Source organism: Magnetospirillum sulfuroxidans (assembly GCF_018224925.1).
GTDB lineage: Bacteria > Pseudomonadota > Alphaproteobacteria > Rhodospirillales > Magnetospirillaceae > Magnetospirillum > Magnetospirillum sulfuroxidans.
The window spans coordinates 89,673-103,261 of record NZ_JAGTUF010000011.1 but is presented as its reverse complement, the minus strand read 5'-3'; the positions used below and the strand labels follow the sequence as shown (position 1 = coordinate 103,261).

13 protein-coding genes are annotated in these 13,589 nt (G+C 62.4%); 6 read left to right on the top strand and 7 right to left on the bottom strand.

Translation table 11 applies throughout. From position 1 onward, the window contains the following. The first annotated feature begins 170 nt into the window (after positions 1–170). From KEC16_RS12480 to KEC16_RS12465, 4 genes are all read left to right on the top strand, one after another. Positions 171–2,192 carry a methyl-accepting chemotaxis protein gene (locus KEC16_RS12480; protein WP_211549371.1) on the top strand — a complete coding sequence of 674 codons (2,022 nt, stop codon included), beginning with the start codon at positions 171–173 and terminating at the stop codon, positions 2,190–2,192. An 18-nt stretch (positions 2,193–2,210) separates the two neighbouring features. Then, positions 2,211–2,519: an STAS domain-containing protein gene (locus KEC16_RS12475; RefSeq protein WP_211549369.1), complete on the top strand. Its 309-nt coding sequence runs from the start codon at positions 2,211–2,213 to the stop codon at positions 2,517–2,519. Between the two features lies 1 nt (position 2,520). Continuing rightward, complete coding sequence (locus tag KEC16_RS12470) at positions 2,521–4,230, top strand: SpoIIE family protein phosphatase (protein WP_211549367.1); 1,710 nt, start codon at positions 2,521–2,523, stop codon at positions 4,228–4,230. 98 nt (positions 4,231–4,328) lie between these two features. After that, positions 4,329–5,219 (top strand): hypothetical protein, encoded by an 891-nt coding sequence (locus KEC16_RS12465; protein WP_211549365.1) that lies wholly within the window; start codon positions 4,329–4,331, stop codon positions 5,217–5,219. Between the two features lie 22 nt (positions 5,220–5,241). Here KEC16_RS12465 and KEC16_RS12460 read toward each other — a convergent pair whose 3' ends face one another. Then, complete coding sequence (locus KEC16_RS12460; protein WP_211549362.1) at positions 5,242–5,865, bottom strand: glutathione S-transferase family protein; 624 nt, start codon at positions 5,863–5,865, stop codon at positions 5,242–5,244. Between the two features lie 113 nt (positions 5,866–5,978). Between KEC16_RS12460 and KEC16_RS12455 the strand changes: the two genes are divergently transcribed. Further along, on the top strand, positions 5,979–7,376 hold the full coding sequence (locus tag KEC16_RS12455) for a leucyl aminopeptidase family protein (protein ID WP_211549360.1): 1,398 nt from the start codon (positions 5,979–5,981) through the stop codon (positions 7,374–7,376). Positions 7,377–7,469: 93 nt separating this feature from the next. After that, positions 7,470–7,835, top strand: coding sequence for a MarR family transcriptional regulator (locus KEC16_RS12450; protein WP_211549358.1), 366 nt, complete (start codon positions 7,470–7,472; stop codon positions 7,833–7,835). On the opposite strand, the gene KEC16_RS12445 is transcribed toward KEC16_RS12450, so the two are convergent. The 6 genes from KEC16_RS12445 to KEC16_RS12420 all read right to left on the bottom strand — a co-directional run bounded on the left by KEC16_RS12445 (position 7,826) and on the right by KEC16_RS12420 (position 13,411). Then, positions 7,826–8,419, bottom strand: a complete 594-nt coding sequence (locus KEC16_RS12445; RefSeq protein WP_211549356.1) for a DUF4136 domain-containing protein — start codon at positions 8,417–8,419, stop codon at positions 7,826–7,828. The genes KEC16_RS12450 and KEC16_RS12445 overlap by 10 nt on opposite strands. A 62-nt stretch (positions 8,420–8,481) precedes the next feature. After that, positions 8,482–9,615: an SGNH/GDSL hydrolase family protein gene (locus tag KEC16_RS12440; RefSeq protein WP_211549354.1), complete on the bottom strand. Its 1,134-nt coding sequence runs from the start codon at positions 9,613–9,615 to the stop codon at positions 8,482–8,484. 21 nt (positions 9,616–9,636) lie between these two features. Further along, positions 9,637–10,230 carry a recombination mediator RecR gene (gene recR / locus KEC16_RS12435; RefSeq protein ID WP_211549352.1) on the bottom strand — a complete coding sequence of 198 codons (594 nt, stop codon included), beginning with the start codon at positions 10,228–10,230 and terminating at the stop codon, positions 9,637–9,639. Positions 10,231–10,246: 16 nt separating this feature from the next. Further along, a complete protein-coding gene (locus tag KEC16_RS12430) occupies positions 10,247–10,570 on the bottom strand; it encodes a YbaB/EbfC family nucleoid-associated protein (RefSeq protein ID WP_211549350.1) in 324 nt (107 codons plus the stop codon). After that, a complete protein-coding gene (locus KEC16_RS12425; RefSeq protein ID WP_211549348.1) occupies positions 10,567–12,345 on the bottom strand; it encodes a DNA polymerase III subunit gamma/tau in 1,779 nt (592 codons plus the stop codon). Before KEC16_RS12425 ends, KEC16_RS12430 begins: the two co-directional genes overlap by 4 nt. A 46-nt stretch (positions 12,346–12,391) precedes the next feature. Then, positions 12,392–13,411, bottom strand: a complete 1,020-nt coding sequence (locus KEC16_RS12420; RefSeq protein ID WP_211549405.1) for a TAXI family TRAP transporter solute-binding subunit — start codon at positions 13,409–13,411, stop codon at positions 12,392–12,394. Positions 13,412–13,589: the final 178 nt, after the last annotated feature.

Below are 13,589 nucleotides of genomic sequence, written 5' to 3'. Positions count from 1 at the left end.
CGGAAACAGCTAACGGAAACCGCGTTAAAAAAGCAAACACTACATTAGCAATAACGCTAATATGCACAAACTTTAGATTCCTTCCAAAAGCTTTTCAGCCCCAAAGGTTGCGTCGCGGCGCGCATTGCCGCACCATCACCCGGTTCGTATTTTTCGATTGGGTCCCCCTTATGTCCATGCGGCGTAAATTCTTCCTGGCCTTCGCCGTCATCTTGATCGCCAGCTTGGCCGGTATGGCGATCAATGGTTGGATGGCGTTGAAGTTATTCCGCCTGAACCATCAGATGGAGGCGACCACCAGTTCGGTCACCGAGCAATATTTGCCGCTGATCGAGCTGATCAAGGATATTGAAATCGATCTCTTGCGCATTCAGGGGACACTGACGGACATCGCCGCCACCCGCGATGCCGATCGTCTGCAAGAAGGCTTGGCGATTGCCGACGAGGCGATCGCGAATTTTCGCTATCATCACTCATCAAGCCTGGAAATAACCAATTCCCTGGGCATGGAGGATGCCGTCCGCACCCTGGACGGCATTGCCTTGGCCTTTGAACCGTTCATCGAATCGGGGCGGGCCATGGCGACGGCCTATGCGCAGCAGGGGGAAGCCGCCGGTCGGCCGCTGAAAGCTGATTTCGACGACGCCGCGCTGGGGTTGCGGGCGCTGACCGAATCGTTGGTCGAGTTGTCGCAGGTCGGCATCGCTCAATCGGCGACAACCTTGGTCATCGACCGCACCGACCTGGAAGACGCGGTGCGTCGACAAGCGCTGATCCAAGGGGCCTCGGCTTCGCTGTCGCTGGTTCTGGTCATCGTCGTGCTGGTGCTGATCGACCGCCAGATGATCGCGCCGGTGGCACGGATGACCGAGACCACCGCCCGGATGGCCGATGGCGATTTGTCGGTTAGCGTTCCCGGCACCAATCGCGGCGATGAGATCGGCAAGTTGGCCCATGCCGTCGAGATTTTCCGTGGCAATGCCTTGAAGGTCCGACAAAGTGCCGCGCTACAAGATGCCGAGCATCGCCGCAATCGGCGCAAGCTGCAAAGTGAGATCCTGGCCCTGACCAACGCCATCGACGAAGAAGTCTCGGGCGCCATCGGCGTGGTGATGACCGAGGCCGATGGCATGATCGAGGCTTCGGCCGCCATGGACAGCACCGTCATCCAGGTTCGCGATCAAAGCCATGCCGCCGCCGGCGCCGCCGAAACCGCCACCGGCAATGTCGATGCGGTTGCCGCCGCGGCCGAGGAATTGTCCACCTCGGTGGCTGAAATCAGCCGCCAGGTCAGCCAGTCCACCCGTATCGCCGGCGAAGCCGAACAAGAAGCCGACCGCGTCAGCACCATTGTCGTCGGCCTAACGCGGGAGGCTGCCGGCATCGGCGAGGTGGTCAGCCTGATCAATGACATCGCCAGCCAGACCAATTTGTTGGCGCTCAATGCCACCATCGAGGCGGCGCGGGCCGGCGATGCCGGCAAGGGCTTCGCCGTGGTCGCCAACGAGGTCAAGTCGCTGGCCAACCAGACCAGCCGGGCGACGGAACAGATCGGCAGTCAGGTTACCGCCATCCAGCGGGCCACCAATGACGCGGTTCAGGTGTTGCGCGCCATCGTCGCCACCATCGGCGAAATTTCCGGCATTTCCAGCTCGATCGCCACGGCGGTGGATCAGCAGAATTCGGCCACCCAGGAAATCGCCCGTTCGGCCCATAATGCCGCCGAGGGGACCCAGCAAGCGGCCAGCAATATCGGCGAAGTCGCCACCGCCACCGAAGAAACCGGCGCCCGCTCACAAGAGGTGCGGCTGTCGGCGACGGCCATGCGCGAACGGTTGGGGGCGATGAAAGCGGCCATCGACCACATCGTTCAGGCCGGGACCGACGACAACCGAACCACCAATCAGCGCCACACCATCAACATCGCCGCCACCATCGTCTTGAACGACGAACGCCGGCCATGTCTGTTGCAAGATGTCGCCTTGATCGGCACCGGCATCCTGGATCGGCCGTTCGCCGCCCCGCGCGGGACCGAGTTCCAGTGCGAATTGCCGCCGCCGCTGGGAATGTGGAATGGATCGCTGGTGGCCGTGACCGACCAAAACACCCATGTCCGCTTCGATCTGGACGAACAACAAAGCGCCCAACTCGAAGATTTTATCGCCGGCCGTCAGAAGACGGTTGGGGCCTGACCACGGGAAAGACGCGCCATGAAGTACCGCATCATCGACAGCGATGCCGGCCCGACCCTGGTTCTTTCGGATCAGTTGCTGTTCGATCACCGTGACATTTTCGATACCGCCATCGACAAGCTGTTGGCCCGCAAGCAACCCTTTGTCGCCGTGGACATGGCCGGGTTGACCTACATGGATTCCGCCGGCCTCGGCATGCTGCTGACGTTGCGTGACCGGGCGGAACATGCCGGCATCGGCGTCAGCTTGCTGCGGCCAAGCAAGGATGTGGCCGAGTTGCTGGATCTGGCCTGTTTCGGTTCATTGTTCACCATCGAACGGGGCTGACATGAGCGCGGCGCCAGCCCGGGCGCTGGTGGTCGATGACGAACGCATGAACCGCGAGGTGATCGTCGCCAATCTGCGCGCGGCCGGATTCGAGACGGTGACCGCCGAGGACGGCGTCCAGGCGTGGGGCATTCTCAACGCCCATCCAAACTCGTTCGACGTGATCTTGCTGGACCGGCGCATGCCGCGCATGAATGGCATGGAATTGCTGACCCGGCTTAAGGCCGATGAGCGGCTGAACCATATTCCGGTGATCATGCAAACGGCTTACGCCGAAACCGAGGACATCAGCGAAGGCATCACCGCCGGGGCCTATTATTATCTGGCCAAGCCCTTGGATCGCCGGTTGTTGCTGTCGGTCACCGAAGCCGCCATCGCCGACCATCAGCGCCGGCTGCGGCTGCAAGACGATCTGGACAAACGCACCACCGCCATGCGCTTGCTGGACCGTGGCCGCTTTCGGTTCCGCACCTTGGACGAAGGGCACACCCTGGCGGTTGCCTTGGCCCGTGCTTGCCCCCAGGCCCGCCATCTGGTCGCCGGCTTGTCGGAATTGTTCACCAACGCCGTCGAGCACGGCAATCTGGGCATTGATTTCGACGAAAAGGCCGAACTGGTCGCCGCCAAGCGCTGGCGTCAGGAAATCGAAGCACGGCTGGACACTCCCCGGGGACGTGGCCGTTGGGTGGATGTGCAGGTGGATCGCCAGGCCGATGGTGTTCGCTTCGTCATCCGCGACCAAGGCGACGGCTTCAATTGGCGGGCTTTTGACCGGATTTCCCCCGAACGCGCCTTTGCCCCCCATGGCCGGGGCATCGCCTTGGCGCGACGATTGGCCTTTACCTCGGTGGAGTTCAACGATGCCGGCAATGAGGTCACCTGCTGGGTTGCCTCGGGCGGCAATGACGCCCAGGCCGAAACGCCGCCAAGCGTTACCTGCACCGAAGCCGCCGTCATCAGTGAAGCCCCGCCGGAAACAGTCAGCGAAGAGATACAGCTGGCCCGGACCATGCAAATGGAGTTGTTGCCCAGCGCACAAAGCCTGGCCGAGATCGAACGACGCTTGGGAGTGCGGTTGTCCGCCCATTTCGAAACCTCGTCGACCCTGGGGGGCGATTTGTGGGGCTTGCAGCCCATCGATGATGGCCGCCTTGGTTTATGGTTGGCCGATTTTTCCGGTCACGGGCTGACGGCGGCGCTCAACACTTTCCGCCTGCACAGCCTGGTGGCCAATTGCACCCCGGTGGCCGACATGCCGGCGGCCTTTTTAGCCGAGGTTAACCGTCGGCTGGTCGGATTGCTGCCGCTGGGGCAGTACGCCACCATGCTGTACGGGGTGGTTGATCTGGTGGCGGGGAGCTTTCGCTATGCCGCCGCCGCCATGCCGCCGCCGCTGCTCCGCCGGCCCGATGGTCAGGTTGTTCGGGGTGATGGCGCGGGCTTGCCGCTTGGCGTCTCCGCCCATGCCGTCTATGCGGAACGTAATATCCCCCTTTGCCCCGGGGCTTTGTTGTTCATGGCCTCGGACGGTCTGGCCGACAGCATGGCCCTGGACGGAAACCGCCTGGGAGCGGCAGGGGTGGAGAGCTTGCTGGAAGCCTCGGCCCGGAATCTCGGAAAAGATACGGATGCAGTGTTAGCGCCGTTTCTGGCGCAGATTCAGCGCCCCTTGCGCGACGATTTGACGGCGCTGTGCTGCGCCTGCCCATAGATACCTTTTTCTTGTCTTTTTTACGCGAAATCACCACAATAGGCTTCTGCGCCAGAAGGGTGTGGGCCATACTTATGGCAGTCTGACAAGAAAAGGTCATGTCCATGGTCGATGATCTTGAAATCGCCAAACGGGCTCAGGCGGCCATTGCCGCCTCGACACAGCACAGTTCGTTTCTGGTGCAGCCGGTGCAATCGGCGAATAGTGCCGCGGTGCTCTCGGATGCGGTCGATCTGTCGATCAGCGCCCGCGACATGGTCGCGCAATTGCGCGAAAGCAAAACCATCGCCGAAGCGTGGTTGCAGCAAAAGATCAAGACCCCCGACCTGACCGACCCCGACAGCCTGCGGACTAAGCGCAATCTGTTCGCCGAAATCAATACCGGCAAGAGCGAAGATGAAGACAAGGCGGGTCAACGCTCGCTGTCGCGATCCTTCACCACCGCCATGAATGACATTTCCTGGCTGATCGACGCCCTTGGCGTCGGCACGTTCGATGTCAGCCGTGTGGCCGAAGTGGTGGCCCATCGGGCGGTCAGCGACAATGTCGGCGTTACCCCGCCGATTTCCACCGCGATTCTGCAAGCCGAACAATCGGGCTCGACGGCCGCCTTGTATCTGGAAGGGCTGTCGGTGACCGTGCAGAAAGGCAAGACGATCGACGCTTCGGTGGAGCGGGTGGCCATCACCTCGGTCAATCCCAGCATGAGCGGCAGCTTCACCGGAATCGACCGGCCCATGGTGCTGGATGTGGGCGGGGAATTGCAGCAAATCGCCGCCCCCGCCTTGAATGAACACGGCAATGAAGTGGTGTTGACCCCACAGGCCCGCGCCACCCAGGCGGCCAAGGTGGCGGAAATCCTGCTGGCCACCAGCATGCAGCGGTCGGACGATCCGCGCCACGCCTTGCTGGTCGTGCGCGAGGGCGGCAAGCTGCACCCGGAAGGCACGTTGAAGCTGAAGATGGACGTCTTGCAGCCCATTCGCTGACCATTGCCTTTTCGGCCCGCGCCTAAACCGAGGCATCCCGCCATTGCTGCATCGCCGGCAAGTCCCAGATGGCGGCGCAATACGCCCGGCCGCTGTCGCTGATCGGCAGATCATAGGTGGTGAAGCGGCTGACCACCGGCGCATACATGGCGTCAGCGACCGAGAACCGGCCGAACAGGAACGGCCCGTCCGCCGCAAAGCGCGAGCGGCACTCATCCCATACGGCGTTGATGCGTTTGATCTCGGCCGCGAGGTCATCAGAGATTTCTCGCATTGGCGTCGCCGCGCACATATCCATGGAACAGGCATTGCGCAAGGTGACGAAACCGGAATGCATTTCCGCCGAAACCGCGCGGGCAACGGCGCGGGCGGCGCGATCTTGCGGCCACAACGCCGCTTGGGGGAAGGTTTCGGCCAGATATTCGCAGATGGCCAGGGAATCCCACACCGTCAGTCCATCATGGATCAGACAGGGCACCTTGCCCGAGGGCGAATGGCGGGCGATCGTCGCCTTGGTGTCGGGCTGACGCAGCGGGATTTCGATTTCGTTCACCGTCAATCCCGCCATGCGCGCCGCCAGCCACGGCCGCAGCGACCACGAGGAAAAGCGTTTGGTGCCGATGATCAGGGTGACGGCGTCGTTCATGCAAACCTCCAATAATCGTGGCGCTGATCATGGCGATGCCGCCATCGGGCCGCAAGCGGCTCTTTCCAAGCCCGCCGGCTTTCGCCATTGTTAACGCTGGACGATACGGGAGCATGGCGGTGTTGGAACATCTGGTCGAATGGGAAGCGGGAACCATCGGTTTGATTCCGGTGAAGAAATCGGGGCTGGAAACATGGCTGGCCAGCCAGCCGCAAGCTGGACGCGCCTGGATTGCCGCCAACAACTTCACCGCCGAGCCTGGCCAGAGCGTAACCATGCCAGGGCTCAACGGCGAGATTGCCGCCATCGTCGTCGGCATGGCCGAAGATGATGATCCGTGGGCTTTTTCCGCCCTGCCGGCCAAGCTGGCGCCGGGCACCTATGCCGTGGCGGGCGCCTTGGCCCCACGCCAGGCCGGTTGGGCGGCGCTGTCCTGGGCCTTGGCGACCTACAGCTTTGGCCGCTACAAAAGCCGGCCTGAACGCGACTGGCCGCGTCTGGTCTGGCCCGAACATGCGCCACGCGATTGGGTGCTCAATACGTGGCGGGCCACCACCTTGGTGCGCGACCTGATCAACACCCCCGCCGCCGATCTGGGGCCGGCGGAACTGGCCACGGCGGCCGAAATACTGGCGGCCGAATATGGCGCTACGGTCAAGGTGATCGTCGGGGACGGCTTGATCGCCGAAAATTATCCGGCCATCCATGCCGTCGGTCGCGCCGCCGCCGCCCAACGCCAACCGCGTCTGGTCGATTTGGTCTGGGGCAAGGCTGATGCCCCCAAGCTGACATTGGTGGGCAAGGGGGTTTGCTTCGACAGCGGTGGCCTGGATTTGAAATCCTCGGGCAACATGAAGCTGATGAAAAAAGACATGGGCGGGGCCGCCCACGTTCTTGGACTGGCCTTGATGATCATGGCGGCCAAGCTGCCGCTGCGGTTGCGGGTCTTGATCCCGGCGGTGGAAAACGTGGTTTCGGCCGACGCCATGCGGCCGGGCGACGTCTTGCCGACGCGCAAGGGGCTGAGCGTCGAGATCGGCAATACCGATGCCGAGGGACGCTTGATCCTGGCGGATGCCCTGGCCGAGGCGGCGCGGGAAAAGCCCGATTTGCTGATCGACATGGCCACGCTGACCGGCGCCGCCCGCACCGCGCTGGGAACCGAGATCGCCGCCTTGTTTTGCAACGATGATGGTTTGGCCGGCGATATCGCCCGCGCCGGAGAGGCTTGGGCCGATCCGGTTTGGCGTCTGCCGCTGCATCGTCCCTATCGCCGTTTGCTCGACAGCAAGGTCGCCGATCTCAACAACGTTTCCGATGGTCCCTATGCCGGCGCCATCACCGCCGCCCTGTTTCTGGCCGAATTCGTCGGTCCCGGCATCCCTTGGGCTCATTTCGACATCATGGCCTGGAACACCGCCAGCCGCCCCGGCCGTCCCGATGGCGGCGAGGCAATGGCCCTACGGGCGCTCTATGCCGTGATTATGCAACGTTTCGGAACCAATCCTTAACCTTTCGCAAGCGATACAATTACACACACGGGTGTTGCCTGGGGAAGCGTCCTCGGGTAAAAGATTTCGTCGGCGGAACGAATAGGCAGGGACATGGGCTTCCAACTGAAGGCTGTGCAGGCGCTCGACCTCTGGAGAGGGGCGATCGTCGAGAGCGTGCGGCGCGATGGTCCCGACCTGTCGGCGCGCCAGATGGCTTTGTTGTTGACGGTCTATCTGACGCCGCCGCCCCATACCGTCCGCGGTCTGGCGGTGACCATGAACGTCTCCAAGCCGGCCATCACCCGGGCGCTGGACCGCTTGTCCGAACTTGGCCTGATCAAGCGCAAGACCGATGATACCGATCGCCGCTCGGTGCTGGTGCAGCGCACTGTCAAGGGATCGGTCTATTTGCGCGAATTCGGTGACATGATCGTCACCGCCGCCGCCACGGCCGGCGACGAAACCTCTCACGGCTGAACCGGCAGGGCTTTTGCCTCGGTCGCGCCATTGGCGCCGGGGAAGCCATCGAACATCCCCCGCACCAGATACGGCATGACCGGGCCAATCTCGGCCCCGCCGCGCCGCGTGACCACCCGCCCTTCGAACAGCGGCGGCGCGCTGGCGTCGCTGGCGTCGGCCATGGTGACCGTCAGCCATTTTGCATAAGAAACGACCCGCTGGGCTTGCCACGAGGGAAATGGATCATTCCACAATCCTGGCCGGCGCTGGCTCCACGGCCCCATGGGCGGCACGACGCTGGGCGACAGCACGGTTTCCGTCACCGGGGCATCGACACCCCAGCGAAAGCGCAGGATGACGGCGGCGCCATCGGCCTGTTGCTGCCGACGCCAGCCCAAAGATTGCAACGAGTGAGCGATCAGTTCGGCATAGTCGCCATAGATTTCGTCGCTTTGATCCGCCTGGGGCAAGATGACAAAAGCAAAAATGCTGGTGGCGTCCGGGCGGTGAAAGCGCAGGCTTTCCACCTGGATGACCGGCGACGGGGCGGCGCAGGCCGAGACCAGCAGCAGCACAGTGAACAACAGGGGCAGGCGTCGCATGGCGGTGATCCAGAAAGAGAGCCATCATCCTGGCCCTCAATCACGGCGGATTGATGTCAGCGTCAGGGGTGCCGCTGTCGATACCAGCCCTGCACGGCCTCGGCCACCACTGCATGCCCGTGCGAATTCCAATGCACATCGTTGGGGATATAGAAATCCCGCAGCGTGGTTTCGCGGTCTTGCTTGAAAAACAACGGATTGAGATCAAGAAAATCAACGCCGTGATCGTGGCTCCACTGGCCAAAAATCCGGGTGGTGGGGGGATTGCCTCCCACATGATGCCAAATCTGCGCCGGCCAGGGATAGACCGCCACGGTCAGACGAATGTTGTTGCGCCGGGTTACGGCCAGCAACATATCCATATGCTCAAGGGAATTGGCGACACCCTTTTCGCCCCATTGCGCCCAGGCATCCTGATCCCAGGTCCAGCGGGAATCGCGGGCGTCAATGATCGCGCCGAAATCGCTCCACACACCGGCATCGACCGATTGCGATTCCCGTTCCGCCTGCTTTTTGCCACGCTGGAACTTCCACAGGTCGGCCATTGTATAGACTAATTTCCCGGTCATGGAATTGACCGACAGCCAATCGCCCAAGCGGCCTCGCCGTTCGGCGATGTTGATGCCGCCGGTCAGGTTCGAGATGACCTCGCCGGCGGCATTCAGGCTGTACCAAGCGGCCTCGTTGTAAACATCGCCGACGTCGATAAAGACGATCAATTCGTCGATGCGCAGGCCGCGCGTTTCCACCAGATTCTCGACTTTCTTGAAATACAGAAGCGGCGAATACGAGGATACCCCCAGATTCAGGACCTCCGTTCCTTCCGTCGCCAGCGATTTTGACAAGATTCCGGCAAAGGTCTGTTCCCAGGGATAGCCGACGCCTTCGGTAAAGGAATCGCCGATCAATGCAACCCGCTTGCCGGTTCCTTTCAGTTCGAGCTGGCGGGGGGAAGCGTCCCGGAATCCCAGGGAATTGGTGAAAAGCGGATATTTTTCCGCCCCCCAGCGATCATATTGACTGACCAGGGGGGCAAAGCCGTGGTGGAACACCGGATCCTCGGTGCGGAATTTCAGCTTATGGGCCCGCACTTCCCAATCGGGGACGAAAGCCTTGCCCACTTGGCCCAAGCCCAAATCCACGGCCACCAGCAGCACGGCAATGGCCAGGGCTGCCGCGACACGACGCTTCCACATGGATCCTTCCCCCGTCTTGGTTCAGTAACTGCGCCGCGCCCGCAAGGCTGCGCTGATGGTGCCGTCATCCAGGTAATCCAGTTCGCCGCCCACCGGCACGCCATGGGCGAGAGCGGAAACGATGATGCCGGAAGTGGCCAGGAATTCGGCGATGTAATGGGCGGTGGTCTGGCCTTCCACTGTCGCCGGAGTGGCCAAAACCACCTCGCGCACGGCGCCATCGGCCAATCTTGCCTTCAGCCGCGGCAGCCCCAAATCATCGGGGCCGATGCCGTCCAAGGCTGACAGCAAGCCGCCCAGGACATGATAGCGCCCGGAAAACACCCCGGTCCGTTCCATCGCCCATAAGCTGCCGACCCCTTCGACCACACACAGGATGCTGGGATCGCGACGGGAATCGGCACAAATGGAACAAGGGTCGATGCTGTCGAAATTGCCGCAAACCGCGCAGGTCTTGACCGTCTCGCCGACAGCAGCCAAAGCGGTGGCCAAAGGCAACAGCAAGGTCTCGCGCTTTTCCACCAGATGGAGAGCGACCCGGCGGGCGGAACGCGGCCCCAAGCCGGGCAACCGCGACAGCAGTTGCATCAAGCGCTCGATCTCGGGGCCGACCATCAAGATCGTTCCGCGATCAGAACGGCAGCTTCATGCCGGCGGGCAAATTCAGGCCGCCGGTGACCTTGGCCATTTCGTCCTGCATGGCCACCTCGGCCTTGACCTTGGCGTCGTTGAAGGCGGCGATGATCAGGTCTTCCAGCACTTCCACGTCCTCGGGATCGACCAACGACTTGTCGATCTTGATCTTCTTCAGTTCGAACTTGCCGTTCAAAACCACCTGGAGCATGCCGCCGCCAGCGGCGCCCGACACTTCCATTTCCGCCATTTTGGCCTGCATCTCGGCCATCTTGGTCTGCATCTGCTGGGCCTGCTTCATCAGGTTGCCAAGATTTTTCATAATTCCTCGTCTCCTGCGGTCAATTCGGGGTCGAAAGCCAGATCGCTGTCTTCCGGCTCGGGTTCAGCCAGATCGCGGACCACCTCAATGGCGGAATTGGGAAAGGCTTCAAGCACGGCGCGCACCAGCGGATGGTTGGCGGCATCCTCGCGTCGCTTGTGTTCGGCGATGGCCTCTTGTTCCGAAAGCGTCGGTTCGGCCGGATCGGTCAGATTGATGGTGACGGTCCAGCGCCGGCCGGTCCATTCCGACAAGAACCGGGCCACCTTGGGGGCCAAATCGCTGGGGGCATTCTTGTGGGGGCGCAGTTCGATGCGTCCCGCCTCGAATTTGACCGGGCAGACCTGGGTGCGCAATTGCACCGCCAGCACCCCTTCGCGTTTTTCCGAAAACAACGCCGCCACTTCGGCGAAGCTGACCGGCATCGCCGGCAAATGCACCGGCTGGACCGCCACGGCCAGATCCATCTTCAAGGCGGCGCTGGGGCCGCCGGAAGAGCCGGGGCCGACAGCCTGGGAGGCTATGGCGCTAACGCCGCCGCCCGCCGTCATGCCGCCACTGCCACCGCCGCCATTGGGGCCGCCATTGGGGCCATGGGGCGATGGCGGATTGTTGCGCAACTGCTCGATCAATTCGGCTGGGCTGGGCAGATCGGCGGCATAGGCCAAGCGGACCAAGGACATTTCCGCCGCTTGCAAGGGATTGGGGGCCGAGCGGACCTCCGCCAGCCCTTTGAGCAGCATTTGCCAGGTTCGGGTCAGCTGGGCCATGGACAGATCCTTGGCCATCTGCGTGCCCTTAACCTTTTCGGTTTCCGACGCCGCCGAGGAATCGGCGGCGTCGGGGGTGATTTTCAGGCGGGTCAGCCAGTGCGACAGCTCCAGCATATCTTGAATGACCACCGCCGGATCAGCGCCCAAGGCATATTGTTCGGCCAGCAGATCCAGCGACGGCGCCATCTGCCCCTTCATCACCAATTCGAACAGATCGAACACGCGGGCACGGTCCGCCAGCCCCAGCATGTCCCGCACCTGGGCTTCGCTGACCAGACCGGCGCCATGGGAAATCGCTTGGTCCAGCAGCGACAGGCCGTCCCGGACCGAGCCATCGGCGGCGCGCGCGATCAGGCGCAGGGCCGCCTCTTCGATCTCGGCCCCTTCCTTGGCGGCGATGCCGGAAAAATGCGTGGCCAGAACATCCATTTCGACGCGACGCAGGTCAAAGCGTTGGCAGCGCGACAGAACGGTCACCGGAATCTTGCGGATTTCGGTGGTGGCGAAGATGAATTTCACATGCTCCGGCGGCTCTTCCAGCGTCTTGAGCAAGGCGTTGAATGCCGCCGTCGACAACATGTGCACTTCGTCGATGATATAGACTTTGAAGCGGGCCGAGGTTGGTCGATAGCGCACGCTTTCGATGATCTCGCGGATATCGCCGACACCGGTGCGGCTGGCGGCGTCCATTTCCAGGATGTCGACGTGACGATCCTCGGCGATGGCGCGGCAATGTTCGCAGATTCCGCACGGATCAATGGTCGGGCCGCCCTGGCCATCGGGGCCAATGCAGTTCAGCGCCCGGGCAATGATGCGCGCGGTGGTGGTCTTGCCCACCCCGCGCACGCCGGTCAGGACGAAGGCATGGGCCAGCCGGCCGGAGGCGATGGCGTTGGTCAGCGTCCGCACCATGGCTTCCTGACCGATCAGGGTGGCGAAATCGGTCGGACGGTACTTGCGGGCAAGAACGCGATAGGGCGTGGGCTGGCTGGTGTCGCTCATGGCGCAACCATATATCGACACACAAAAAACCCCAAGCCCGACTTCCTTAGCGGACCAAGCCGGCGTCGAAGTAAAAGGCCGAGGCGCCGCCATGCACCTGAATGCCCATCTTTTCGATGGCTTCGGCATCCAGGTGAATCTGAGCGCCGCTGGGGCTGTTTTGGGTAAACAGCTTTTGCGTCGATGGATGCCACAGCGCCCGCGTCACCCCATAGATCAGCTTTTCATCTTGTTCCGCCCCGGTGACCAGGGCGACGCCGACGCCCAGCGTCTTCACCGCCTCGGGCACCCCCTGATAGGTTCCGGCGGTGATCTCAGAGCGCAGCAGGAACGGATATTGCTGCAACATCTTTTCAATTTCGCCGCCGTCCAGCGGCACGACCGCGATCTCGGTCTTGCGGGCCAGATCGGCGATGACCGGGACCGGAAAGGCGTCAAGCATCAAAAAGGCATCGAGCTTGCCGTCGGCCAGGGCATCGGCCGAGGGGCCGGGCTTGAGAAAGGATTGCTTGATCTGTTTTTCGTTCAGGCGAAAGGCTTCGAGCAGCAAGCGGCCATGGATGGCCGAACTGGAATCCTTGTCGCCAAACGACACCCGCTTACCCTTGAGATCCTTGACCGAGGCGATGCGCGCATCCTTGCGCACCACCAGATGCAGGGTTTCCGGGTACAGCATGGCGATGCCGCGCAGATTGGAAACCGCGCCCTTGCCCTTGTAGATGCCGGTGCCGTGATAGGCCCAATAGGCGATGTCGGCATGAACCAAGGCCGCGTCCAGGCGCTTTTGTCCGATGGCTTCGACATTGGCGATGGAGCCATTGGTGGATTTGGCCACCGCCACCAGCCCAGGCACCCCGCACGAGCCCCCCTTTTCGCATTCCCGCGATCCCGGCGGGTTGGAAATGGCGTTGGCGATCAGGCCGCCGACGGGAAAACGGGTTTCACCGGTCGGGCCGGTGCCCAATTGAAAGAACCGCAATTCCTGGGCCCCGGCCGTCCCCTGACCCAGGGTGCCCACCGCCACGGCCAAGACCGCCGCACGGGCGAGGCGGCGCATTAGCTGCATCGTCTGCACGAGAACATCCTCCCGGATATATTTTTGCTTCGGCGGCACTTCAAGGTGCCATCCTGGTTGGGGGGGAGTATAAACGCATAGTTCAATTTTTCCTCATATAATATCGGCATCGTTAACGCCACTTCATGCCAGTGCTTTGTTTTTCGCGGTTTCGCGGCGACGCGTTTCG